This window comes from uncultured Shewanella sp., from assembly GCF_947495455.1.
Lineage (GTDB): Bacteria > Pseudomonadota > Gammaproteobacteria > Enterobacterales > Shewanellaceae > Shewanella.
The window spans coordinates 1-26,552 of the sequence record NZ_CANLZC010000082.1 but is presented as its reverse complement, the minus strand read 5'-3'; the positions used below and the strand labels follow the sequence as shown (position 1 = coordinate 26,552).

Annotated in this window: 21 protein-coding genes; 19 read left to right on the top strand and 2 right to left on the bottom strand. The window is 40.1% G+C overall.

All coding sequences use genetic code 11. The features are described from left to right. Window positions 1-461 precede the first annotated feature (461 nt). The 15 genes from Q0791_RS18250 to Q0791_RS18180 all read left to right on the top strand — a co-directional run bounded on the left by Q0791_RS18250 (window position 462) and on the right by Q0791_RS18180 (window position 17,641). On the top strand, window positions 462-938 hold the full coding sequence (locus tag Q0791_RS18250; protein ID WP_299009496.1) for a DUF4442 domain-containing protein: 477 nt from the start codon (window positions 462-464) through the stop codon (window positions 936-938). A 225-nt stretch (window positions 939-1,163) separates the two neighbouring features. Further along, window positions 1,164-1,748: an isopentenyl-diphosphate Delta-isomerase gene (gene idi, locus Q0791_RS18245; RefSeq protein WP_299009493.1), complete on the top strand. Its 585-nt coding sequence runs from the start codon at window positions 1,164-1,166 to the stop codon at window positions 1,746-1,748. 1,101 nt (window positions 1,749-2,849) lie between these two features. After that, a complete protein-coding gene (gene flhA / locus Q0791_RS18240; protein ID WP_299009490.1) occupies window positions 2,850-4,949 on the top strand; it encodes a flagellar biosynthesis protein FlhA in 2,100 nt (699 codons plus the stop codon). An 11-nt stretch (window positions 4,950-4,960) separates the two neighbouring features. After that, window positions 4,961-6,562, top strand: a complete 1,602-nt coding sequence (gene flhF, locus Q0791_RS18235) for a flagellar biosynthesis protein FlhF (protein WP_299009487.1) — start codon at window positions 4,961-4,963, stop codon at window positions 6,560-6,562. Window positions 6,563-6,566: 4 nt separating this feature from the next. Next, a complete protein-coding gene (locus Q0791_RS18230) occupies window positions 6,567-7,445 on the top strand; it encodes a MinD/ParA family protein (protein ID WP_299009499.1) in 879 nt (292 codons plus the stop codon). Then, the gene (locus Q0791_RS18225) at window positions 7,438-8,157 is read left to right on the top strand and encodes an RNA polymerase sigma factor FliA (protein ID WP_299009484.1); all 720 of its coding nucleotides are present in this window, start codon (window positions 7,438-7,440) and stop codon (window positions 8,155-8,157) included. The genes Q0791_RS18230 and Q0791_RS18225 overlap by 8 nt, the downstream gene beginning before the upstream one ends. Window positions 8,158-8,196: 39 nt before the next feature. Further along, window positions 8,197-8,580, top strand: coding sequence for a chemotaxis response regulator CheY (gene cheY, locus Q0791_RS18220; protein ID WP_299009482.1), 384 nt, complete (start codon window positions 8,197-8,199; stop codon window positions 8,578-8,580). A gap of 11 nt (window positions 8,581-8,591) precedes the next feature. After that, a complete protein-coding gene (locus tag Q0791_RS18215; RefSeq protein ID WP_299009480.1) occupies window positions 8,592-9,329 on the top strand; it encodes a protein phosphatase CheZ in 738 nt (245 codons plus the stop codon). A 143-nt stretch (window positions 9,330-9,472) separates the two neighbouring features. Next, on the top strand, window positions 9,473-12,355 hold the full coding sequence (locus Q0791_RS18210) for a chemotaxis protein CheA (protein WP_299009479.1): 2,883 nt from the start codon (window positions 9,473-9,475) through the stop codon (window positions 12,353-12,355). Window positions 12,356-12,459: 104 nt separating this feature from the next. After that, complete coding sequence (locus Q0791_RS18205) at window positions 12,460-13,635, top strand: chemotaxis response regulator protein-glutamate methylesterase (protein WP_299009477.1); 1,176 nt, start codon at window positions 12,460-12,462, stop codon at window positions 13,633-13,635. A gap of 39 nt (window positions 13,636-13,674) precedes the next feature. Continuing rightward, window positions 13,675-14,130, top strand: a complete 456-nt coding sequence (locus Q0791_RS18200; RefSeq protein WP_299009476.1) for a hypothetical protein — start codon at window positions 13,675-13,677, stop codon at window positions 14,128-14,130. A 245-nt stretch (window positions 14,131-14,375) separates the two neighbouring features. Further along, a complete protein-coding gene (locus Q0791_RS18195; RefSeq protein ID WP_299009474.1) occupies window positions 14,376-14,867 on the top strand; it encodes a chemotaxis protein CheW in 492 nt (163 codons plus the stop codon). 166 nt (window positions 14,868-15,033) lie between these two features. Continuing rightward, complete coding sequence (locus tag Q0791_RS18190; protein ID WP_299009472.1) at window positions 15,034-15,438, top strand: DUF2802 domain-containing protein; 405 nt, start codon at window positions 15,034-15,036, stop codon at window positions 15,436-15,438. A gap of 156 nt (window positions 15,439-15,594) precedes the next feature. Beyond that, window positions 15,595-16,374: a VacJ family lipoprotein gene (locus tag Q0791_RS18185; protein ID WP_299009469.1), complete on the top strand. Its 780-nt coding sequence runs from the start codon at window positions 15,595-15,597 to the stop codon at window positions 16,372-16,374. 157 nt (window positions 16,375-16,531) lie between these two features. After that, a complete protein-coding gene (locus Q0791_RS18180) occupies window positions 16,532-17,641 on the top strand; it encodes a response regulator (RefSeq protein ID WP_299009466.1) in 1,110 nt (369 codons plus the stop codon). An 88-nt stretch (window positions 17,642-17,729) separates the two neighbouring features. On the opposite strand, the gene Q0791_RS18175 is transcribed toward Q0791_RS18180, so the two are convergent. Next, on the bottom strand, window positions 17,730-19,235 hold the full coding sequence (locus tag Q0791_RS18175; protein WP_299009463.1) for a peptide MFS transporter: 1,506 nt from the start codon (window positions 19,233-19,235) through the stop codon (window positions 17,730-17,732). A 523-nt stretch (window positions 19,236-19,758) separates the two neighbouring features. Here Q0791_RS18175 and rfaH point away from each other — a divergent pair. From rfaH to Q0791_RS18155, 4 genes are all read left to right on the top strand, one after another. Then, window positions 19,759-20,286 (top strand): transcription/translation regulatory transformer protein RfaH, encoded by a 528-nt coding sequence (gene rfaH, locus Q0791_RS18170; protein WP_299009460.1) that lies wholly within the window; start codon window positions 19,759-19,761, stop codon window positions 20,284-20,286. A 175-nt stretch (window positions 20,287-20,461) separates the two neighbouring features. Beyond that, window positions 20,462-22,411, top strand: a complete 1,950-nt coding sequence (locus Q0791_RS18165; protein ID WP_299009456.1) for a monovalent cation:proton antiporter-2 (CPA2) family protein — start codon at window positions 20,462-20,464, stop codon at window positions 22,409-22,411. Window positions 22,412-22,598: 187 nt separating this feature from the next. After that, window positions 22,599-24,437, top strand: a complete 1,839-nt coding sequence (locus Q0791_RS18160) for a DUF885 family protein (protein ID WP_299009453.1) — start codon at window positions 22,599-22,601, stop codon at window positions 24,435-24,437. 26 nt (window positions 24,438-24,463) lie between these two features. Continuing rightward, window positions 24,464-25,174, top strand: a complete 711-nt coding sequence (locus Q0791_RS18155; RefSeq protein WP_299009451.1) for an SGNH/GDSL hydrolase family protein — start codon at window positions 24,464-24,466, stop codon at window positions 25,172-25,174. Between the two features lie 8 nt (window positions 25,175-25,182). Here the strand turns inward: Q0791_RS18155 and Q0791_RS18150 are convergent, their stop codons facing one another. Next, window positions 25,183-26,307, bottom strand: coding sequence for a patatin-like phospholipase family protein (locus Q0791_RS18150; protein ID WP_299009448.1), 1,125 nt, complete (start codon window positions 26,305-26,307; stop codon window positions 25,183-25,185). Window positions 26,308-26,552: the final 245 nt, after the last annotated feature.

The following is a 26,552-nucleotide window of genomic DNA, read 5'->3' as shown; positions in this document are numbered from 1 at the left end:
ATAGTTCCATTAATGACCTCCATACAACGTAGAGGTCTTTATACCGTATCTGAAAGATCGTTCAATTGATCGTCCAACTTATTAACTGATCAGTATTAACACTAGGGCCTGTTGATCTTTTGTGGTTAAATTATGTCCGAGATAAACGTGTTTTAATCGCGACGGGAGGGATGACGTCTAGTGATTTAAGCAAATGTCTCCCAACAAAGAGTAAAACACGTTTAGTGAATCCTACGGACAGCGTTTGTAGTTCCTTTCTACGGCGTTATCGCTTGTTTATGTAGAATAACTACACCACACAAGCTCTGCCTTGTATAAAGAATCCACAAACTGCTGCAGAAATCATCACCAAAGTTCAACAGGCCCTAGGGGCTGTTTATTTTTAAATAGCATTTAATCTATTAAAGATTAACAGATTTGAGTGCCCTAACGGGTTAAGTGATAAAACATAGGAAGCTATTATGACAAGGAAAAATGTGAAAAAGGCAAACGTGAAAAAAGATGATAGTCATTGGAAAGCGTTAGAGCAGAATATTTATGATTATATGGATTTGAAGTATCGTTGTGAGCCAGATGGCCGTTATTGTGTGCATGTGCCGTTAACGAAAAAAACAGCCAACCATTTTCAAAGCTTTCATGCAGCTTTCCAATTTGCTGCTGCAGAATCTTTAGGTGGAATAGTCATTTTTGAAACGCGAAAAGTGCGCGCTTACACTCCGTTGGTGAGAAGTGTCAGTATTGATTTCAAGAAGCCAGCTATGACAGATCTTTATGCTGAGGCCATTTTCTCAAAGCAGCAGAGTCGGTGCATGAATACTGCAATGGAAAATACAGGTCGATATGATTTTTCACTGACTATTGAGATTAAAAATACTGAAAATGAAGTGGTCTCTATTTTGACCGCTGAATATGCGGTTAGGATATTGTCTCATCATTAATCGCTGCTTTTGTCATATTCCCCTTGATGCCAGTTGATTGCTTCAATAAAAGTTTTTTGCATATTGGCAAGTGCCACGCTTTTACTCTTTTTGGCGAAAGGTGTAAACTGAAGGCGTGCGCGTGAGTGTTTTTCATTCTTTGGTTTTCAATTTTAGAAATTATAGTAAGCCGAAGCCATTCATTTCCTAGTTGTGTTACCTAAGCTGTCAGGTAAGGGGGAGAAGTTGAATCAGTGGGTTAATAGTGGGCCTGATCATAGCGATCCATCGTTAAAGGATATGTTGGTCACGGTTGATAAAAATGATGATGTCATAGGTTATGAAACGAAATTACGATGTCATCAAGGTCAAGGGATACTTCACCGCGCTTTTTCTTTGTTTGTTTTTAATAGTAAGCAGGAATTATTAGTACAGCAAAGGAGCGCCTTAAAGCCTTTATGGCCGTTATTTTGGTCTAACAGTGTTTGTAGTCATCCACGTCAAGACGAATCCTTTGAAAAGGCTGTCAATCGACGTTTACAAGAAGAGATTGGCGCAAGCAGCCAGTTGATTTATTTATATCAATTTGAATATCAAGCTGCTTATTTAGACGTGGGAGCTGAACATGAAATGTGCTCAGTCTATATTGGTAAAATTGAGCCGACTATTTGTGTTGATCCCGCTGAAGTTGCAGATACTCAATTTATGAGTATTGAAGCCGTCAATAGGTTAATGATAGCCTCTCCTGAACGGCTCACACCTTGGTTTAAAATGGAGTGGAAAAAATTGATGTCTGATCATCGACAGGATATAGACGCGCTGTTTCGTTAATGTCATTCTCTAATGTCATTGACCAATGGATTGGCCATTCGTCAAAAGTGCGTGTTATCAGTTTCGTCTGTTGCCTTTTAAGATGACACTAGGTAACCTGAATTCGGGATAAGCAGCGCCGCTTAATAGCACTATTTTTGCCCCTATCTGTGTTGTGCTTTCTACTAATAGCCCGCTATTAGATACGAAATCACGCCTTGATATCGACAAAAATTGCAGTATTAAGCCAAGTCCGAAAATAAAGAATGACCTAATTTAATTCAATCTTTTAATATTAAATGGGTTACCTCACATTTTTGACACTCATTATCCCGAGTTCAGGTTAGGTAGAAGTCGGTGCTTTTACACATTCTCAAAGGGCTAACCCTAAATGTAAAAACAAGGCCTTTATACTTTGTTATGAAACATCGGCTTAGAATGACTAGGCTCGATGATCCAGCTGATCATCATGGATGATGGAAATGTCATTTATGCATGAATAATTAATGACCTTGTCTAAAAAGCTTTTAATTCCAGCTGAATCCTGTAACTTGAAGTATCACGGGTATAAATAGAGCAGCACAAGCAAAAAAACCAAAAATAGTTAACCACAGGATTGATTTTGTTTGAGAATAATAAAATAAACTTAAAGTGATTGAGCATGTGCCTAACAATATCACTAAGATAATAAGGTGGGCTTCCATAACAGATCCTGACTTATCGAAATAATGTTAATCTGCTATTGCTGTAATTTTTGACTTAGACTATTAATGAACTGAAAGGCATAAGCTGTGGTGGTTGGCATATCCATTGACATAATATATTTCCTTATTTAAATAAATGCTTGTGTTAGTAAAAACACATACTGCTTATCTATCTATGGTTTCTCTTTGATACCATTTTTCGATCTTCTTTGTTAATGTTTAATCTGATTTTTGCAACATATATTATGTAACATTTTTATTTAAATTAATTAACAAATATTGGGGATTAAACCGTTAATTGCGTTTAATGTCAATGGTTTTTTATTAACAAAGCCTATTAAATCAATATGAAAGCGTCTATAACTTGGCCTCAAATTTGCAGTCGAGTCGCATATGTCAAAGTTTGGACGCAGTGATCATGGGTGTAAAAGCCAGCTTGGAGCAATTAAAACAGTTAAAAACCATTCACTTTAAAGGAATAGGTACCCCATTATTGGTTTTAGCTGCGCTGGCGATGATAGTGCTCCCTATACCGCCCTTTTTATTAGACATGTTATTTTCCTTTAATATTGGTCTTGCGCTGATGGTATTGTTGGTGGCCATTTATGCCGATCGACCATTAGATTTTGCAGCTTTTCCAACGGTTTTATTAGTGGCCACTTTACTTCGTTTAGCATTAAATGTTGCGTCGACTCGAGTGGTGTTACTTGAAGGCCATAATGGTGGCGATGCTGCAGGGAAAGTCATTGAAGCCTTTGGCTCTGTGGTTATTGGTGGTAATTATGCGGTGGGATTAGTGGTCTTTCTTATTCTCATTATTATCAATTTTGCGGTTGTGACTAAAGGTGCGGGCAGGATCTCAGAGGTGAGTGCTCGCTTTACACTTGATGCTATGCCAGGAAAGCAAATGGCGATAGATGCCGATTTGAATGCGGGTACCTTAAATCAAGAACAGGCCCGCTTGCGTCGAGTGGAAGTGACCAAAGAAGCGGATTTTTATGGGGCTATGGATGGGGCGTCTAAGTTTGTTAAAGGTGACGCCATTGCTGGTATTTTAATTTTAGTGATCAATATTCTAGGTGGCTTTGTCATTGGTATGGCCCAACATGGGCTGTCATTTTCTTCTGCGGTTGAAATTTATACGCTGCTAACCATAGGTGATGGATTAGTAGCACAAATTCCAGGCTTGTTATTATCTATTGCGGCAGCGCTAATGGTGACGCGTCAAAACGAGTCCGGGGATATGGGACAGATGGTGGTGAGCCAGATGTTTGATAACCCTAAATCACTTCTGATCGCGGGGGGGCTGATGCTCATTATGGGGGTTGTGCCAGGAATGCCGCATTTGGTGTTTATCAGTTTAAGTTGCTGTATTTTTGCTGCAGCTTATTTTTTACAACAAAGAAAAAAAACAGAAATAGAAAAATCGTTGGCATTGGTTGAGTCGGATCAGGTAGAGAAGATGAACAATGGATCCAAGGAGCTCAGTTGGGATGATGTGCAGCATGTCGATACCATAGGTTTGGAAGTGGGTTATCGTTTAATTCCCTTAGTCGATAAAGGGCAAGGGGGGGAATTATTACATCGTATAAAAGGCGTGCGAAAAAAATTATCGCAAGAACTGGGGTTTTTAGTGCCCGCGGTACATATTCGAGATAATTTGAATTTGGCGCCTAATAGCTATCGAATATCTCTTATGGGGGTGAATTCTGGAGAAGCAGAGATTCGTCATGATTGTGAGCTTGCCATTAACCCCGGTCAAGTTTTTGGGCAATTGGAGGGGGTTGCGACAAGGGATCCTGCCTTTAATTTAGAAGCGGTGTGGATAGCTCCTAGTCAGCGTGAGCATGCTCAAACATTAGGTTATACCGTTGTCGATGCGTCAACGGTTGTGGCAACGCATTTAAGTCAATTGCTGTCGAATAATGCCTCTAAATTACTGGGGTATGAGGAAGTACAGCAGTTGATGGACATATTAAAGGAGACGTCACCTAAGCTCCTTGATGGCTTTATACCCGATATTATGCCGTTAGGCTCAGTGGTTAAAGTGATGCAAAATTTACTGAATGAAGGCGTGTCTATTCGTGATCTGAAGACTATAGTACAAACCTTATTGGAATACGGTCCTAAGAGTGGCGATACAGAGGTGCTAACGGCGGCGGTTCGTATTGCATTGAAGAGAATGATCATTCAAGAGATCAGTGGACCAGAACTTGAAATTCCCGTCATAACATTGGCGCCAGAGTTGGAACAAATGTTGCATCAGTCTATGCAAGCGGGTAGTGGTGAGGGGCCGAATATTGAACCCAGTTTGGCCGAGCGTATGCAAAAGTCACTAGTGGATGCTGCTGAGAAACAAGAAATGGTCGGTCAACCCGCAATTTTACTCACATCCGGTATGTTACGTTCGACATTATCTCGATTTGTCAAATATACCATTCCGAGTTTACGGGTGATCTCGTATCAAGAAGTGCCTGATGAAAAGCAGATAAGAATCGTATCGGCTGTTGGCAAGTAGAGGTGTGATCTTTGAAGATTAAACGGTTTTTAGCGAAGGATATGCGTTCGGCGTTAGCACAAGTGAAGGAAACCTTAGGCGTAGATGCGGTCATCATGTCTAATAAGAAAGTCACTGGTGGCATTGAAATTGTTGCAGCAGTCGACTTTGATGGTGCTAAGACAAGTCAAGTGAGTCGTCCTGTCTCTGGTGAGCAAAAGATGAATACTGCCGCGCCGATAAAAACGCGAGCGAAAGCAGCAAAAAGCTATTTTCAAGGATTAGCGTCACTTGATGAGGAGAAAGTATCGCTGAGTAAACTGTCTAGTGCTGAAAAAGCGTCGCCATTTGAAGGGGCAATAGAGAGTGCGTTTTCAACTGAAAAACACGGTGGGCAACATCGGGTTGAACAAAATACAGCGATTAAAAATACATTAGGCCGTGCTATTAAGTCGAAAAAGCCTGCGACATCATCGACAGGCGAAATGCCAACAAAAAAAGCGGTAGCGGACTCCTTAGAAGCTTTATTAGAAAGACAACAAAATCGTGATATTAAAGAAAATAAATATCAAGATCCTTCAATACAAGCCGATAATTCAGTGATGCCAAACTGGGCTAAGACACTGGAAGAGCAGCGCCATGTTCATCAGCAACAAAAAGCCGTTTTTACGCCCAAATCGACATCATTGAATAAAAAAAATGATGCTCAGGGTGAAGAACTCGCTGAATTAAAACGTGAATTAGTGTCTATTAGAAGCTTATTGACCGAACAGGTAAGTAGCTTGATGAAAGACCAAAAACAAAGAAGGGATCCTGTTGGGGCGATGTTAGAAAGTAGCTTGCTTAGGGCCGAGTTTTCTCCTTTAGTGGCGAAGAAATTGTCAGGATTAAGCGAGCAATACTCACCTGCAGAGTTGGTGAAAACATTGCCACAAAGTTTAGCAAATTTACTTGATAATCAAGGTGATGATATCGTCAAGCAAGGTGGCGTTGTGGCTTTTGTCGGTCCAACAGGGGTTGGGAAAACAACCACGATTGCTAAGCTTGCTGCACGTTATGCTTCTTATCATGGCAGTGAACATGTGGGGCTTATTACGACAGATCATTACCGAATTGGTGCCTTTGAGCAATTAGCGACTTATGGAAAAATAATGGGCTGTCCTGTGAGGCAAGTTCATGATATTAATGAATTAGAGCAAGTATTGTATCAATTCAGAAATCGTAAATTGATATTAATTGATACAGCGGGAATGGGCCAAAGAGATCTGCGTTTATTTCAGCAGCTGGACAATTTAACCGCTAATAGTCGTTTACCTATTCGTAATTATTTGGTTATGGCGGCGACAGGACAACGTAAAGTATTAGAAGAGGCAGTAGCTCAATTTGCGCGTATTGTCTTATCGGGAGTGGTACTGACTAAACTCGATGAATCAACATCATTAGCACCCGCATTAAGTGTGTTAATACAAAGTGGACTGCCACTCAGTTATGTTACTGATGGTCAAAGAGTCCCAGAAGATATGCAGGTTGCTGATACCTTAGCGTTAGCTAATAGCGCATTATCGGTATTAGAGGCCGCAGAACCTATACAGAATAGTTCAGGATCAGATGATCTGAACAATGCAGTTGAGTGAAGCCATGAGTCCGGATCAAGCAAGCGGTTTACGTATGATGAATCAACAAACGAGTGAAAAAGTGAAAGTCATCGCTGTTTCAGGCGGTAAAGGTGGCGTCGGAAAAACCAGTGTGTCTATTAATACTGCGGTGGCGTTAGCTGAAAAAGGTAAACGTGTTTTGGTATTAGATGCAGATTTGGGGTTAGCCAATGTTGATGTGATGTTGGGGTTACGCTCTGACTTGAATTTATCCCATGTGTTATCGGGAGAAGCAGAGCTGGATGATATTATTTTACGGGGCCCAAAAGGAGTGGGCGTTATTCCCGCGACTTCTGGCACTCAATCTATGGTGGAATTGAGTCCATCACAACATGCAGGGTTAATTCGTGCTTTTAGCGAGATGCGAACCCAGTTTGATATGCTCATAGTCGATACCGCCGCAGGCATATCGGATATGGTACTGAGTTTTTCAAGGGCTTCCCAAGATGTGGTGATAGTGGTGTGTGATGAACCAACCTCTATTACCGATGCCTATGCTTTAATTAAGATTTTAAGTCGAGAACACGGTGTTTTTCGTTTTAAAATCGTTGCTAACATGGTGCGCAGTTTACGGGAAGGGATGGAATTATTTGCCAAGTTAAGTAAGGTCACCGATCGTTTTTTGGACGTGGCATTAGAATTGGTGGCGACGGTTCCTTTTGATGAAAATCTGAGAAAGTCGGTGCGCAAACAAAAATTGATTGTTGAATCTTTTCCTAAGTCACCCGCTTCCATTGCTTATCATGGTTTGGCAAATAAGATGATAAGCTGGCCGATCCCTCAGCAACCCGGTGGACATTTAGAGTTTTTTGTTGAGCGCTTAGTTCAGCGCCCCAGTTATAAGGATGATGAAGGTGAATAAAGCCGCAGCGTATACTCGTTTTGACAATAGAAGCACTATCGTAGAAGAGTATGCCCCGTTGGTAAAAAAAATTGCCCATCATCTATTGACGCGTTTACCCGCTTCGGTGCAGTTGGATGATTTATTGCAAGCCGGCATGATGGGGTTGCTTGAAGCTTCGTTGAATTTTGATGGCAGCAAAGGGGCTAAGTTTGAAACCTTTGCGGGTATTCGTATTCGAGGCTCAATGCTTGATGAAATAAGGCGGGGAGATTGGGTACCGCGTTCTGTACATCGCAATCAGCGCCGTGTGGCACAGGTTATCGATGAACTGGAACAAACCTTAGGAAGGGATGCAAAAGATCAAGAAATTGCTGATCGTCTTGAGCTGCCATTAGCCGATTATCATCGTATTTTAAATGATATAACCGTAGGTAAAGTCGTTGGAATTGAAGATTTAGGCGTGACGATAGATGCACTGGATATGGAGCAGAGTCAGGCCGATGAGGCCTTTGAATCGCTTGTAAATATTCAGTTTCATAGTGCTTTAGTCGAGGGAATTAAACAATTACCTGAAAAAGACGCCTTAGTACTGTCATTATATTATGATGAAGCGTTAAATTTGAAAGAAATTGGCGCCATTCTCGATGTCAGTGAGTCGAGAGTGAGCCAGATACACAGTCAAGCGATGTTGAGATTGAAAGGCAAGCTTAGGCACTGGACACATACATAATAATTTTAATAAGTAAAAAATAAATCCGCGGAGGATACCTTGGACAAGAATATGAAGATTCTGGTTGTTGATGATTTTTCAACAATGAGACGTATCATTAAGAACTTGTTGAGAGACTTAGGCTTTAATAATACTCAAGAAGCCGATGACGGTTCAACAGCGCTGCCTATGTTACAAAAGGGCGATTTTGATTTTGTGGTGACCGACTGGAATATGCCTGGAATGCAAGGGATAGATTTACTGAAGGAAATTCGTTCTGATAGCAGTTTGAAGCACCTTCCTGTTCTCATGGTCACAGCAGAGGCGAAACGCGAGCAAATTATTGCGGCGGCACAAGCGGGTGTGAATGGTTATGTGGTGAAGCCCTTTACGGCGGCGACGCTAAAAGAAAAGCTAGATAAAATCTTTGAACGATTAGCTTAAAGCAGGCGCCTATGGAAGCACAAATCTCACCACTCATTACTTTAGAGCAAGCGAAGCAACTTGTAGATTACCTCTCTGCTGGGGATCAGGCGAGTGCCGATGAGTTGATAAAATTGATTGCAAGTCCGCTACAAAAAGAGCTTTTTGATGAAGTGGGCCGGTTAACACGCCAGCTTCATAATGCAATAGTCGACTTTCAAGTTGATGAACGCTTAATTGAATTAGCCAATACGGATATTCCTGATGCCAAAGAGCGCTTAAATTATGTCATTGATATGACAGAGCAGGCGGCGAACAAAACCATGGACGCGGTTGAAGGATGCTTGCCATTGGCTGCAACATTGAGCCGAAATATCGCTTCCATTCGTCCTTCATGGGACAAATTAATGTGTCGTGAAATCGAGCTACGGGACTTTAAGACGCTCTGCCATGAAATTCAACGCTTTATTGATGGCAGTGAAATGGATTCTCAGCAGTTAAAGTCATTATTGAATGAGATATTATTAGCTCAAGATTTTCAAGACTTAACCGGACAAATGATCCGTCGAGTGATAGAGCTAGTAAAAGAAGTGGAATTCAATTTAGTGTCATTACTCACGGTTTTTTGTGACACGCCAATCAAAAATCAATTGGATAATGATAAGAAAAAAATGCAAGTTGAAGGGCCGATCATTAATGCGCAGAGTCGCCAAGATGTGGTAACAGATCAAGATGAAGTGGATGATTTATTATCCAGTTTAGGCTTTTGATCTTAGGTCTTTCATGTCGAATCGTCTAATGATGCGTTGTCTTATGTGGTCAATGCATCTCTGTTATTAGCGGTTTTTTGGTGTTGATAAAAGTACAAGCAATACAATGTTTGTTTTAGGTTTCTAAGGGAGGGATCGAAAGGATGTCCTTTGATGTTGATGAAGAGATACTGCAAGATTTTTTAATCGAGGCAGGTGAAATTATCGAGTTGTTACAAGAGCAGTTGGTTGCACTTGAAAATGATCCCGACGATACCGATTTACTTAATGCCATTTTTAGAGGTTTTCATACGGTTAAAGGTGGGGCTGGTTTTTTAAGTTTGGGTCCTATGGTGGATGTGTGCCATGAGGCTGAAAATACCTTTGACTTGTTACGCACAGGCCAACGTCAAGTGACTGCTGAGTTAATGGATACGATTTTGCAGGCCATTGATGCGATTAACGCTATGTTTGCTCAAACACAAGCAGGGTATGAACAAGTGCCTGCTGATCCTTATTTACTTTCACAATTAAAAAGACTCAGTTGTGCTGAACCGCAAGAAACGATGAGCCTAGAAAGTTCGAGTATTGAACAAGAATCGTCAAATACTGAAGACCATGTAACAGAAGCGGTCGAGTCAACAAGTTCAGAGCCAATCGCTAAGACTTCAAAAGCAATCAATCAGAGTATCGATGACATCAATCAAGCTGAATTTGAAGCATTACTTGATGCGTTGCATGGTGATGGAAATGGTCCTTCATCTGATGCGTTATCTTTGGGGCAGGAAATTACGCCTGCAAAACTGATTGAAGCCGAATTAATACAAGAAGCCAGTGAAGAATCACGGAAACCTAGCTTTGCCAGTGATGATATTACTGATGATGAATTTGAAGCGCTACTTGATGAATTACATGGTAATGGCCAATTTAAAGCTGTTGAGCCTGCAACATCGGTTTCTGTGAATGTGATATCAGATGACTCAGATAAAGTGCCAGACAATATGGCTGATGACGAGTCTGACGCTTTATTGGATGAATTACATGGTAATGGTCAAGTAAAAGCTGTTGTTCCTGCAACATCGGTTTCTGTGAAGGAGACGTTGAATAACTCAGATAAAGTGTCAGACAATATGGCTGATGAAGAGTCTGACGGTTTATTGGATGAATTACACGGTAATGGCCAATTTAAAGCTGTTGATCCTGATCTGGTAACATCGGTTTCTGCGAAGGCGACATTGAATAACTCAGATAAAGTGTCAGACAATCTTACTGATGAAGAGTCTGAAGGTTTATTGGATGAATTACACAGTAATAGTCAATTTAAAACCGTTGTTCCTGAGCCTGCAACATCGGCTTCTGTGTCTGTGAAGGCGACATTGAATAATTCAGATAAAGTGTCAGACAATATTACTGACGATGAGTTTGAAAGTTTACTGGATGAATTACACGGTAATGGCCAATTTAAAGCCGTTGATCCTGAGCCTGCAACATTGGCTTCTGTGAAGGCGACATTGAATAACTCAGATAAAGTGTCAGACAATATTACTGATGAAGAGTTTGAAAGTTTACTGGATGAATTACATGGTAATGGCCAATTTAAAGCCGTTGATCCTGAGCTTGCAACATCGGTTTCTGTGAAGGCGACATTGAATAATTCAGATAAAGTGTCTGATAATATTACTGACGATGAGTTTGAAAGTTTACTGGATGAATTACATGGTGTTGGTAATGGTCCTAAAGGTGTAAACCCTATTAATGCTTCTAGGAAAATGAAGCTTGGGTCTTCTGTTAACGAGCAAAATAATAAAAACTCAGTGAAGGCTGATCAACGTAAAGCGACTGCTAAAGTCGCTTCAAAAACCGGTTCATCTCAAACCGATACCACAGTGCGGGTCGATACTGCTCGTTTAGATCAGATCATGAATATGGTAGGTGAATTGGTATTGGTGAGAAATCGTTTGTTGAGTTTAGGTGTTGCTCGTGATGATGAGGATATGTCTAAGGCATTGGCCAATTTAGACTTAGTGACAGCAGACTTGCAAGGTGCAGTAATGAAAACGCGCATGCAGCCAATTAAAAAAGTCTTTGGTCGTTTTCCTAGAGTTGTCAGAGATTTAGCTAGAAGTCTTAGTAAAGATATTGAATTGTTGATGATAGGGGAAGAGACTGATCTCGATAAAAACTTGGTTGAGGCGCTTGCGGATCCTTTAGTGCATTTAGTGCGAAATTCTGTGGACCATGGTATTGAAATGCCCGATATTCGAGAAGTAAACGGTAAAAGTCGAACGGGAAAAATCACTTTATCGGCGAGCCAAGAAGGCGATCATATTTTATTGAAAATAGAAGATGATGGTGCCGGAATGGATCCTGACAAGTTGAAAAAAATTGCGGTGGATCGAGGCGTGATTGATATCGACACCGCTTCGAGAATGTCTGATCAAGATGCTTATAATCTTATTTTTGCCCCTGGATTTTCAACTAAAGTTGAAATATCAGATATTTCGGGTCGTGGTGTTGGGATGGATGTGGTGAAAACCCGCATTGCTCAGCTTAATGGCACGGTTCATATCAATTCATTTAAGGGAAAAGGGACACAATTAGAGATAAAGGTGCCCTTGACTTTAGCAATAATGCCAACCTTGATGGTTGAGGTAGCGAATCAAGTCTTTGCCTTGCCATTATCGAGTGTGAATGAGATTTTTAATTTAGATTTAACCAAGACGAATATGGTCAATGGTCAGCTTACTGTTATTGTGAGAGATAAAGCGGTGCCATTGTTTTATTTAGAGCATTGGCTTAGTCGACAGGTGGGGATTGCGTCAAAGAAAAATGCAGATCGTCATGGTCACGTGGTGGTCGTGCAATTAGGCACACAACAAATAGGCTTTGTTGTAGATGCTTTAATTGGTCAAGAAGAAGTGGTTATTAAACCATTAGGGGCGCTATTGCATGGTACGGCAGGCATGGCGGGCGCGACAATTACCTCTGATGGAGGGATTGCATTGATTTTAGATGTACCAGGACTTTTAAAACATTATGTTAAGTAATTAATCGCGTAAACCTGTGAACAGTGACGAGATTATAGGTTTCAGCATTGGACTTTTTTGTTCAGTTTAATGTGTTTGTTTTAAAAGAATGTGTAGGGAAGTTAATGGGCATAAGAGTACTGGTAGTTGATGATTCGAGCTTTTTTCGTCGCCGAGTCAGTGAGATGATCAATCAAGATCCTGAACTTGAGGTGGTAGGGACGGCGGTCAACGGACAAGAAGCTGTAGAAATGGCTGCGCGTTTAAGACCTCAAGTGATCACTATGGATATTGAAATGCCCATCATGGATGGAATTAGTGCAGTCAAAGGGATCATGGCTGACACACCTATCCCTATTTTAATGTTTTCATCACTGACTCATGTTGGGGCGAGTGCGACATTAGATGCCCTTGAAGCGGGAGCCTTGGATTTCTTACCAAAACGTTTTGAAGATATAGCGACAAATAAAGCCAGTGCGATAACTGTATTGCAACAGAAAATTAAAACATTAGGGCGGCGGCGTTTATTGGGAAGTCGCCCTGCACATTCAAAGCATTCTTTATTAAAAAAGAGGCCTGTAAGTCATCTCAATAAGGAAACTTTTCTCAATGACGCGTTGGATGAGCATTCGTCAATGGCTTCGGCAAGTGGTGGTCATATTCAAGGTGAAAAAAAAGCCTTAGTGGCTTCGGGACAGGTAAAACGCGCCAGTGGTAAAGTGTATAAACTGGTTGTTATTGGCACATCGACAGGTGGACCTGTTGCTTTACAAAAAGTGTTAATGCCATTTCCGGCCAATTATCCCTATCCTATTTTACTTATTCAGCATATGCCAGCCGCTTTTACACCAGCCTTTGCCAGTCGTCTTAATAGTTTGTGTCATATCGAGGTGAAACAAGCTGAAAATGAAGAATTATTAAGACCAGGTTGTGCTTATTTAGCACCCGGTGGGTTGCAAATGATGCTTGATAGAGGGGGGGCTTTTGGCCGAATTAAGCTGCATGTGGGTAAACCTGAATTAAACTATAAGCCTAGTGTTGATATTAGTTTTGCGTCAGCGTCAAAAGTGATGGCAGGTAAAATCTTAGCTGTAGTGTTAACGGGAATGGGAGCTGATGGCCGTGAAGGGGCCCGGATGTTAAAAAATTCTGGCGCAACGGTTTGGGCCCAAGATGAAGCCAGTTGTGTGGTTTATGGCATGCCACAAGCTGTGGTTAAGGCGGGACTTGCGACAAAAATATTACCGATAGAGGAGATGGCTGCTGCGATTTTATGTGAAACAGGGATGAGAAATGGGTAAAAAGGGGCTTGCATTGGTATTAAGATTAGCTTTTTTTGCATGAATTCATCGTCGGCATTACTGACTTTTTTATTACTGGTGACATCAGTGACTTTTGGCAGCTTATATTTTGATGCTTGGCAAACAAACACGCAATTAAAGCAGCAAGTGGTGCAATTAAAACAAAGCCAAGTGATCTTAATTGTTCCTTTAGAGCAAGCTTCTGTCATTGCCAATTGGATGAATACACACCCAGAGTATGTTGAAGGCCTTATTCAATCGAGACACAGTCGACTAAAAACGCCTAGCCGTTTCTCACAGATTCAAGGTGTTAATGACTTAATCCGTCCCAAAAGCAGTGAGGTGAGGCACAACCCGTTGCTGCAGGGGGAAGGTGTGGTAAGCACTGTAGGAAGTCATTCATTGATACAAGCAGAAGAAGTGATAGAAGAATCGGCTGAAGGTGTGAAAACCATTGCCCTACCTCATGGTGGCATAAGGATCACGACTCGTTAATGAGCTGTTTGTAAAACTCGGTGAAGGTGTGGACGTTTGCTAACCAAAAAGGAGATCTGGGGTAAACCCTGGTCTAGTAGGAGCCTTGGCTCAAAGAGCGAAGAACATTTTGTTTTTTGAGTTTTTTTGATTAATTTGGCTTGCGGGTATTGTAAAAGAAAAAATGTGTGTAATTTTGAATGTGAAAATGTTTATTAGTGTTTTAAATCAACAATTAAGCTGTCAGAAAAGCAATTGAGGTCAATATGAATAGTTCAAACAGTGTTGCTATGGCAGCAGAAAAAGAAGATGCCGTTTTACAATGGGTGACTTTTAAGTTAGACGATGAAACTTATGGTATCAATGTGATGCAAGTACAAGAAGTATTAAGATATTCTGAAATAGCGCCTGTGCCAGGTTCGCCACATTATGTTTTAGGGATCATTAATTTGAGGGGGAATGTGGTTACCGTCATTGACACTCGATGTCGTTTTGGCTTACCTGAGTCGAATGTGAATGACTCCACTCGAATTGTGATTATTGAAGTTGAAAAACAAGTCATGGGGATTTTGGTTGATAGTGTGGCAGAGGTGGTTTATTTACGTCGCTCTGAAATTGATAATACACCGAATGTGGGTACCGATGATAGCACTAAGTTCATTCAAGGTGTCTGCAACCGAGAGAATGAATTGTTAATTTTAATTGATTTAGACAAACTCCTTACGGATGAAGAATGGATGGAACTATCACAGCTTTAAATCAATATTGAATGAACTTATTGGGCAAATAAGTGACAAAACCTTGTTAGAGCGACTTATTTGCTTTTTATTCATTGTGGTAGAAAGCTTGAGTCAAATAAAGTTGTATTGTTGACCTTAATTCTTTATAAGGTGCTTATGAAGTCGTGCTGTAGAGGAAAACAAAGTGTCAGATGAAGGGTTAATGGCGGCTACACTGGTGTTTATTGTTGCTTGCCTAGGTTTGGTATTATATTTACAGTATCGAATTAATCAATTGCGTATTGATCTTGATGAGCTCACTGATAGCCTTGAGAATATGAATGAGCAGAATGTTCATTTTAAACACGAATTGCAAGAGCTTCGCAGTGGTACGATAGGGGTTGGGCGTCGAGTCCTTGAGTTTGAGAAAGTGTTAAAAAAACAAGATGCCAAAATTGATGAGACTCATTTGCAAGATCCTCAAGCAAAATTGTATTCCAGAGCGATGAAAATGGTGAGTTTAGGAGCGGATGTGGAAGAGCTTATTCAAGAATGTGAACTTCCGAAAGCTGAAGCTGAACTGCTGCTTCGTTTGCATGGAAAAACGTAAAGGTTATTTAGGCTTTATTTGCACTTTTTGATAGAGGGAGCGTATTAATGGGATGGATAAAAAATACCTTCACTTTGTAAAAGAAACCCGTACTGCTTTCTCAGCATTAGCAGAGCAAATAATTTTTATTACATTGTTTTATAAAAAGAGAAGAATATGACGTTTAAATGGATTGCTCTGACTGTGGGATTTTCTCTAACAGCATTTTCCTCTTCGATATTGGCGGAAGAGTCAAAAGCAGATGAGAGTAAAGACGTGACAGTGACCTATAATGATCCACGGGATCCCATTGAAGGGTTTAACAGGGTGATGTGGGACTTTAATTACCTGTATCTTGATAAATATATTTATCGCCCAATTGTGCATAGTTATCAAGACTATATCCCTAGGCCGGTGAGAACTGGGATTTATAATGTTGCGCTTAACCTTGATGAACCCAGTAGTGTGGTTAACAATACTTTGCAGGGAAAATGGAAGTGGGCAGCCAATGCCGCTGGTCGATTTACAGTGAATTCCACATTAGGGATTTTTGGTGTTTTTGATGTTGCAGATAAAATGGGAATGCCAAGAAAACAAGACTCGTTAAGTGAAGTTATGGGATACTATGGCGTGCCTGATGGTCCCTATTTTATGGCACCTTTTCTTGGCCCTTATATTACTCGAGAAATCGCATTTGATTGGGTAGATAGTCTATACTTTCCAATGACAGAGTTTACTGTCTGGCAGAAACTTTTAAAATGGGGTATTGAAGGGATCAGCAAACGGACTGCAGTGATCGATCAAGAAAGATTAGTTGATAATGCTCTTGATCCTTATACCTTTGTTAAAGATGCCTATTTTCAATATGTCGATTACAAGGTTTATGATGGTGATGTGCCACAAAAAACCAATGATGATGATGAATTAATTGATGATTATATGCAGGAGCTCGATTAATAGATTGAGCGTTGATTTAACTATCTATAACATCTTCAAGTATCACGGGTATCATTAAGGAGAAGGTGATATTTTATTCAGAAATTGATGATTTGCGTCGCAGTAACTAAATGCCCATGAACTGGATTAAGCTCATGTTGTGTGTTGAGGAGTCGCAATGGCGCTAAAAAATTTATCCATTTTATTTGTTGAAGATGATCCTGTTTTTCGTCGTCTAGTGACTTCATTTTTACAGTCCAGAGGGGCGCAAGTTATTGAAGCGAAAGATGGTGAGGCGGGGTTATCCTATCTCGCCCAATATCGTTTTGATATCATTATCGCTGATTTAAGTATGCCCAAACTAGGTGGTTTAGCGATGCTAAAACAGTGCGCTAAAGTTTATCCTGATACTCCATCAATCGTCATGTCAGGCAGTCCCGTGATGTCTGATGTGCTTGAGGCGTTAAGGAATGGTGCATCAGACTATTTGGTCAAACCCATTTCAGATCTTTATTTAATTGAAAATGCCATTCATGAATGTTTAAAGCTTGATGTGGAAACATCACTTCAGTTAGACAATGTTGAAGAGTTATCTTATTTGGAGCTACAACAACATCTGCACTTACTGGAGCATAATAATTTGGCAGCTAAAACAGTGCAGCAGCAGCTATTACCGCCTTCTCCTGTACGTTATCATCAAGCTTTAATTGAATACAGCCTTTTCAACGGAGGTGGCTTAAGTACACATTTTATTGATACGGCTTTAGTTGATGATAAGCATATTATGGTTTATATGGCGCAATTCCATCCACAAGATAATCGCATGGCTTTTGCCAGTGTATTATTAAAGAGTTTTGTGAATTTCAAACTTAAACGTTTTCGACATCAATTATCTGACACACTAATTAAACCTCGTGATATGTTGGCATATCTGAATGAGCGAATGAATCAGTCAGGGTTAGATATTTATGTGGATATGGCTTATATCATTATTAGATTAGCTGATAGGCATGTTGCGATTGCTCAATGCGGTACTGCTTTACGTTGTTATTTACGCAATGAGGAAGATCTGACGCCTATAGCGTTACCTGATACGCTTCAACTTGGAGTGTTGAATTGGGGGCAGCCGAGTCTTCATAGTCGGTTGCTACTTGAAAATGAAAAGTTATGTATTGCCACTCATCAAGTTGAGCACAAAAGCCGTTTACTTGATAATGTGTTTAATGGTTTGATATCAGACGACTCTTTGCCTGAAGGTGGCTATATTCAATTTACTTTGATTCAGTAATTTCTTGATGGATTTTCTAGAGTGGTTTGGGGGCAACAAAAAGCGCCTTAATATTAAGGCGCTTTTTTAATAATATGATTTTATTAAATTATGATGGTTTTATTGCTTCGTGCTCAGCGGTAACAGCCACTTCTTCAGCCAAGTGTTCAGCTTCGTCATGAGCATGGCCTTCAGCGCCGTGCATCCAATCAACCAGCTTATCTGCCATTAGGTAGAGGATAATCGCAGAGACTGCTGCCGTAATACCAATACCAGCAAAAATAGACATAGCGTTTGCTAACTGCTCTTCTTTTGGACCGCCGTGACCGATGAAGGAACCCACGATACCGCCAATTTTATTGGCTGCTGCGACAAATAAGAACCAAGCCCCCATCATGAGTGATGCGATACGCAGTGGGGCTAATTTAGTGACCATAGATAAACCAATGGGAGATAGACATAATTCGCCCATAGTATGGAAAAAATATGCACCGACTAGCCACCACATGCTGGATTTAGCATTGGCATCGCCGCCCATTTCTAATACCGCACCAATCATGAATAAGAAACCAATGCCTAATAACACGAGGCCAAGGGCAAACTTAATGGGTGAGTTGGGTTCATTTTTACCTAGGCGAACCCAAATAGAGGCAATGACAGGAGCAAATACCACAATAAAAATAGCATTTAATGACTGAAACCAAGTGGTCGGTACTTCAAAACTGCCTACAAAACGGTTAGTAAACTCATTAGTAAACAGGTTCATTAATCCGCCAGCTTGTTCAAAACCTGCCCAGAACACAATGGTGAATAAGCCCATGACCATGATGACCTTGATACGGTCGCGTTCAACTTTTGTTAAGGGCTCTTTACGAGTATCACCTTTATCGATAGCTTTTTGTTTTTCAAGTTTTGCAGATGGAACAGTACCAATATCGCCTAATAATTTTTGAGCGAATAAAAATTGGATGATTAATGAGACTATCATACCAATACCCGCAAGGAAGAAACCGGCTTGCCAATTATGAATAAAGACGCTTTCGCCATCGATGATGAGAGTATGGCCAAACTGGGTATAGGCCCATGCAACAAGAAAGCCTGATAAAGCGGCACCTAAATTGATCCCCATATAGAAAATCGTAAAGGCACCGTCGCGGCGATGATCGCCTTCTTCATAGAGATCACCTACCATGGTAGAGATATTGGGTTTGAACAAACCATTACCTATGATGAGGGTAAACAGACCTACATAGAAGATAGTGGTTTCAATGCCTGCGCTCCATTGATGAGGGGCCGCTAGGATAAATTGGCCTATGGCCATTAATGCGCCACCAAGATAAATGGCTTTTCTTTGCCCTAGAATGTTGTCGGCTAACCAACCACCAATTAAAGGGGTTAAATAGACTAAACCTGTAAAAGTTCCGTACAGGGATAGTGCATCTGCACTGCTCCAACCTAATCCTCCACCTTCATCTTGTACTTTGTCAACCAGATATAGCACTAAAATAGCGCGCATGGCATAGTAACTAAATCTTTCCCATAATTCTGTTGTAAACAATAAGAACAACCCTTTAGGATGTCCAAATATTGTTCCTTGAGACTTTACTCCGCTCATGTAGATCCCCACCTTCAGCTGATGGGTCCTCGCCTTTATTGATTAGCCGAGAACCTTGTTTTATGCATGAATGCTATTAATGACAGATATGCTATTTTGTTAAATTTTAATAAAAAATTATGAGCGCATAACTGGTTATTTGTTTTTATGTTTATAAATTGTTTTAAAAATGACTCATTTGATAGAGCTTAATGCTAAAAAGCTAACAATATATACCCTTTTAATGGGACTAAAGTCAATGATACTGGTGTGTTTGTTGATAATCTGAGCATAAAAGCTTTGATGAACTGCTTGTTTCTGAAATGGCGCTCGTGTTAATACTATTTCAATGACTCAGTACTAATGGAAGAAGGGATTAATTTTTAGCAAACTGGCTTAAGGACATTGAACGATTTGTCATCGGTTGAAGGTCGAGGAACGCCTTTTCACTAAACTGAACATGACTATTTGGTGATATTTGGTATGATGCGCCTATGAGATCGGGTATATCTCTATTTTATTAATAAGGAATTAAGAATATAACATGAAGGCTTGGTATCTTTTATATTGTAAGCCGCGAGGTGAAGTCAGAGCGCAACAAAATTTAGCGATGCAAGATATTGAAACGTATCTGCCGACTTTATCAAAAAAAGTGACCCTTAAAGGCGAGTCGACGATAAAAAAAACACACTTGTTTCCAAGTTATGTTTTTATTTACTTTGATCCATTAGAAACGAGTGTGAGTCGTATTCATTCGACCCGTGGTGTCGTGCGTATAGTCGGGTGTAAGGAAGTCATGACGCCTATTCACGACAGTATTATTGATGCTATTCGAAAAAGGGAAGCGAGTATCCTTGCGAGTGTGAAAGCTGAGATAGAAGGTGAAATAGCTTTGACCGATAAGTTTACACCAGGTGATAAAGTGCGTTTTACCCAAGGTCCTTTTATGGATTTAGAAGGCATTTTTGCAGAAAAAAATGGTGACAAACGTTGTCATATTTTATTTGAATTAATGGGAAAACAGCAACGTATGCTTGTTGATTCTGAATCCTTAGAGGCGGTTTCATCTTGATATCATAAGTTTCATGTCGTTAGCGTATTAAGTCTTCAATCTTTAACAAGCGAGTTGATAGCTAGGCTCGTTTGTTTTGTGTCTTATTCAGATCCCCTATAATATTAGTAGTATTGAGTCCTAAAGGCGGCTCATAATGCAATAATTTCTTTTATATTAGGGATATTAAACTTTTATGAGCCATGGCTTGTTGATTCAAATTCTTTTTATGTTAGTGATAGCGATTATTGCTATTGCGATGTTGAGACGAGCTGGATTACCCGCTATTTTGGCTTATTTACTCACTGGCGTGATAAGTGGCCCAAGCGGGTTTAATTGGTTCAGTCAGCAAGCAATACATTCAGTTGCAGAGTTAGGTATTGTCTTATTGATGTTTAGTTTGGGTTTAGAGTTTTCTTTGCCACGACTGTGGGCCATGAGACGAAAGGTATTTGGACTCGGTTTTGCTCAATTGGTTATCACAGTCAGTTTTGCCATGTTAGTGGCTTTAATTTGTGGTTTGGATAGGGTGGCATCTTTGGTTGTGGGAGCCGCAGTTGCATTATCATCGACGGCGATAGTGCTTAAATTGCTCAATGATCAAGGTTGGACACGGCGTCGGCACGGTGAATTGTCGGTGAGTATACTGCTTTTTCAAGATATTGCTGTTGTTCCTTTGCTTATCTTATTGCCACTTCTTGCAGAAAAATCACAAACCTTTGTTTGGTATGATATTGGGATCAGTTTATTTGAAGGGCTTGCGGTCTTCTTTGTATTAATGATTGTGGGAAAGTGGACCTTACCTAAGTTATTTGATGAAGTAGCGAGAGCGCGCTCTAATGAACTCTTTGTTTTATCGACTTTAGTGGTTTCATTGGTGACAGGTGCTATTACTCAGTGGGTGGGATTATCCATGGCATTAGGTGCCTTTATTGCTGGCATTTTGTTAGGAGAAAGCCAATATAAGAGGCAATTGGAGGCGGACATCAGGCCCTTTAGGGATTTACTTATGGGGTTATTTTTCATTTCCATTGGCATGCTATTAGATTTTCAAGTGGTGATGCATTTTTGGTGGGAAATTTTACTCTTACTTTTGGCCGTGTTACTGCTTAAAAGTGTCATTATCTTCCTTCTTCTTAAGGCGACAAAAGAGTCTTTTAGAATTTCATTTGCCACTGCATTGACTTTAGCGCAAATGGGCGAGTTTAGTTTTGTCATATTATCTTTAGGTGTGAGTTATCAATTGCTTGATAGTCAAACAAGTACTATTTTAGTGATGGTGGCTGTATTGTCTATGGCTTTGGCGCCATGGTTAGTTAAAAATAGTATGGATATTGCGAAACGATTTCAAAGAGGAAAGCTCACAGGGGAGAGTATTGATTTAGAGAAGCTTATGCCTCATACACAAGGTGAATTAGTGTTGATTTTAGGCTACGGGCGGGTCGGACAGACCATAGCTCGCTTTATGAAAGTCGAAGCGATACCTTATCTGGTTCTTGACTTAGATCCTAAACGGGTTACTGAGGCGAGGGCTGCCGGTGAGCCTGTCTACTTTGGCGATGGTTGCCAGCGGAGTATATTAAAGCAAGCTAAAATTCGTGAAGCAAAATTGGTCGTGATCACCTTAGGGGATAATAAGGCTGTTGAAGATGTATTGTGTTTATGCAGGCAACTTACAAGCGATGCTAAAATTTTAGTGCGTACCCGTGATGATATTGATATGGAAGCATTAGAGGAAGCTGGAGCGAGTCAAGTGATCCCCGAAAGCTTAGAGGGAAGTTTAATGCTAGTGTCACAAGTTCTCTACCAGTCTGGTGTTCCTTTAAGCCGAATATTAAAAAGGTTGGAATTTGAACGGCGTCATCATTATCGGTACTTACATGGCTTTTTTTCTGGAGCGAATACGGATTTTACTTTAGAAAGGCTGCATGCGACGGCTTTGCCTCAAGATGCTTTTGTGGTGGGGAAAACATTGGCGATGATCCCATGGAATAAACTCAGAATCGAGTTAAGGGCAATCAGAAGATCAGGGGAAGAAATAGAATCTCCACCAAAAGATTGGGAGTGTCAATCCGGTGATATTCTTATTTTATTAGGTAAACCACGACGTATTGAACGTGCGGAGAATTGGCTGTTAAAAGGTTAGGAGTAGTCGTACTTTAGTGGTTTTAAACGTTATGATTAGTTTATGGTTTCTCTCACTGATTGACTTCACTGATTTACAGCAAAAGTCATAATCAACATTTAACAAGCCTTCAATCACCCCTAATTTTACTTTTGTATGTAAAATGTTAACCTTGCTGTATTATGGATAATAAAGAGCAGGGAAAGAAATGATAAAAAAAACAGGGAAGCGCTTGAGTGTCGTTGCATTGATCCTCATTTTATCTACGGGTGCTTTTGTTACGCACGAATGGTTTGCTCAGAAACCTCTAATTTTTCGAGTTTTTCTAGATAGAAGTGTATTGAAGATTGCGTTAGACCGCCCTGAAGCCTTGACATCTTTAGGTTTTTTAGAATCATTTGGATTGACTTCACATAATGGTCAACTCGATGATGATAGTCCTGAAAAAATGGATGCTTTATTCGCTCAGTTAGATGGCTTAAAGACGACATTATTGAGTTATGATGATGCTTATTTAGATCAAAATGAACGATTATCTAAAGAAATATCGCTTTACTTACTTAATTATGCTCAAGAAAGTAAAGCCTTTCGGTATCATAACTATCCCGTTAATCAATTGTTTGGTGTGCAAAATGCTTACCCTAGTTTTATGGCATCAACCCATCCAATTAATGACATCTTAGGTGCTGAATATTATTTATCACGACTGGAAAAGGTGGGGGGGAAATTTGCTCAAAACCTGAAAGGCTTACAACTTCGCGAACAAGAAGGCATTATTCCTCCCAAATTTGTTATTGAACGTGTATTGACAGAAATGAAGGCTTTTGTTCAAACGCCAGTAGAAGAAAATATTCTTTATACTGGGCTTGTTGAAAAAATGGCGCGGCTAGCAAATGTTTCTTCATCAGATAAAGAAGGTATTTTATTGGCTGCTAGAGTGCTGATCCAAGACAATGTGTACCCTGCTTATCAATTGTTCATCAATTATTTTACTGATTTGAAGGAGAAAGCGGGGGATGATGTGGGCTTTTGGAATCTTCCTAATGGTGACAAAGCTTATAAACAAGCTTTGAAATTCTTTACGACAACGGATTTAACTGCTGAGAGTATTCATCAACTGGGCTTAGAAGATGTTGATCGTATTCAATTTGAAATATTATCGATATTAGAGACTCAAGGGTATGATGTCTCTCAAGGCTTCGCTCAAGCAATGGAGAGGTTAACTAACCAACCAGCGTTTTATTATGAAGACAGTGATGCTGGGCGAGCACAAATTTTACAAGATTATAATGCGATACTGGCAGAGATTAACCAAGGCATTGATGTTGCATTTGAGGTGAAACCACAAGCATTACTTGAAGTGGTTCGTATTCCAGAGTTCAAAGAGAAAACGGCACCAGGTGCTTACTACGAAAAACCTGCTATTGATGGCAGTCGCCCCGGACGCTTCTTTGCTAACCTTTATGATATTAAAGCTACTCCAAAGTTTGGTATGAGAACCTTAGCTTATCATGAAGGGGTGCCAGGTCATCATTTTCAACTTTCTGTAGCTATGGAACTTGAGAATATGCCCTTTATTCGAAAAATGGCGCCTTTTGTGGCCTATACAGAAGGCTGGGCATTATATTCTGAACAAGTGGCATGGGAACTGGGTTATCAGGCTGATCCTTTTGATAATATCGGTCGTTTGCAAGCTGAACTTTTTAGGGCCGTTCGTTTAGTGGTTGATACTGGGATCCATCATAAACGTTGGACAAGAGAAGAGGCGATAGCATACATGCTAGCTAATACGGGTATGCCACACAGTGATGTTGTGTCAGAAGTCGAGCGATATATTGTGATGCCAGGACAGGCAACCGCCTATAAAATCGGTATGATGAAAATTTTATCCTTAAGAGAAAAAGCCAAGTTGGCACTTGGAGAAGGATTTAGTCTTATCGAATTTCATAATGTGATTTTAAAAAATGGTGCGATGCCATTAACGATTTTAGAACGGGTCGTTGATAATTATATTATGGCTAATGTCGATAAACGTAATATCCAATAAAGCGTGCTAAAGGGAAGGGGGAATTAATGATGAACATTTTTAGCTATTTATTATTTTTTTTTATTTCCCCTGTTTTATTTGTTCAGGCTTGGTATGTTCGTAAGGTGACCCCTAAATTACCTGAACCCACAGGAATAAGATCGGGGGTTAGCGGTAAGGGAGAATCAATGAATCTATTGATTATAGGTGATTCTGCAGCAGCAGGTGTTGGGGTTGACACACAATCTCAAGCATTATTGGGGCAAACAGTTGCTTTGTTGAATGAGAGAGCAAGAGTGAATTGGTCACTGTGTGCTCAATCTGGTTTTTCCACAAAAGATATTCTTGATAGGTTAAAAACAATTAAAAAACAGGATATTGATGTTGTTTTAATTTCGCTAGGCGTTAATGATGTCACCCGTTTTATTCGTGTTAAAACTTGGCTTAAACAGCAGCAAGCTTTGCTCGATTTTTGCAGAAATGAGTTTTCTAGTCGGCAAGTGTTATTTTCTCTTGTTCCACCTATGGGCGATTTTCCTGCTTTGCCTCAACCTTTAGCCTGGTGTTTGGGATTAAGGAGCCAAGCATTTAATGAATGCTTAGCTAATTGGCTGTCACAAGAGGCAGACTGCCAAATCGTGGATCTGGGAACTTTGTTAGATGCCAGCCAAATGGCCGCCGATGGATTTCACCCCGGCGAAGCCATCTATCATCATTGGGCCAAAATAGCTGTTGAGAAAATGTTTTCAAATCAATAATGGATTTTTTACCTTATATTGAGAAAATGCTTAATCTCATCAATCTGGCACATAGTATCTTCGTAGCCTAGTCGAATAAGTGCTTTACAATAATCTTTGTCAAACAATAGGTAAGAGACAATACTGGAATCAGATTGACCCGTTATGCCCATTAATTTCATGAGTATTTTAAAAGCGATGGGAATAGTGTGAAAATACTGAGCGGCTATTTCACTTAAATCTTCACTGGGTTTTATGACTAAGGCGTCGATATGTTGAAGGGGAATACTGCCACGATAAGCTTTGGGAATATTTGCCAAGGTTTTATTGATCCTTAATAAACGTTCTAAATCACTATTAATCGTATCGGAGAAAATCGTATCGAGTAAGTGTCCTGCGATGGTTTCTACTTGTGGATAATGGGGGCTTGGCTGGCTCTCATTTTTATGAGGGCTTTCTAAATTAATAGCGATAATGCGATTAGCACCTAAATGTATAGGACTACTTAATGGAGAAAACTGATGTAAAGAACCATCACCATAATATGATTGTTCTATTTTTACAGTGGGAAAAATAAGAGGAATTGCGGCGCTTGCCAGTAAATGATCCGTTGTCAGCATTGTTCTTTTGCCGCTACGTCTTGCGCGTTGCCAGTTTTGAATACTGGCTTTTGCTTGAAAAAATGTTTCGCAAAATGAGGTGTCGAAACATGAAGCATCTAGACTGATAGCATTTAGACTTCCTCTGTGAATATTTCTATCAATACGTTTAAAGTCCACTAAGTTATTAAGCAGTTGCCGCAGAGGTTCATTATTGAATAGGCTCGCAGGATGTGAATTTGGGGCTTTTGAGAGCATGCCTTTAAAAGCCATTTTACCAATATGGCCAAACACCCCTGTAAAGGAGGCACTATAAATTTGATCAATAGAAAGATTTGACCATATCCATTCTAATTTTCTGACACCTAAATGAAAGCAAGAGGCATAAGTGGCGAGTGCTGTGGCATTAATGCAACCTGCAGAGGTGCCACTTAACACTTTAAAAGGGATACCGTGATTTCTCGAATAAAACTGCACTATAGCTTTTAATACACCAACTTGATAAGCGGCTCTAGCGCCTCCACCACCAAAAACCAGTGCTGTTTTGTCCGACATAGTGCAATCCTTAAATCGATATTTTTAATGGGTTACCTGTCATTTAATGTTAATGATTTGATTTTGAATGAGTTGAATAAACCGCAATGACTCTTTGCTATGGTCTATGGTCTATGGTCTATGGTTAATAAAAGTATATACCCAAACGATTTAAAAAAGCATGTTTTCAACAATGAACAATGAACAATGAACAATGAACAATGAACAATGAACAATGAACAATGAACAATGAACAATGAACAATG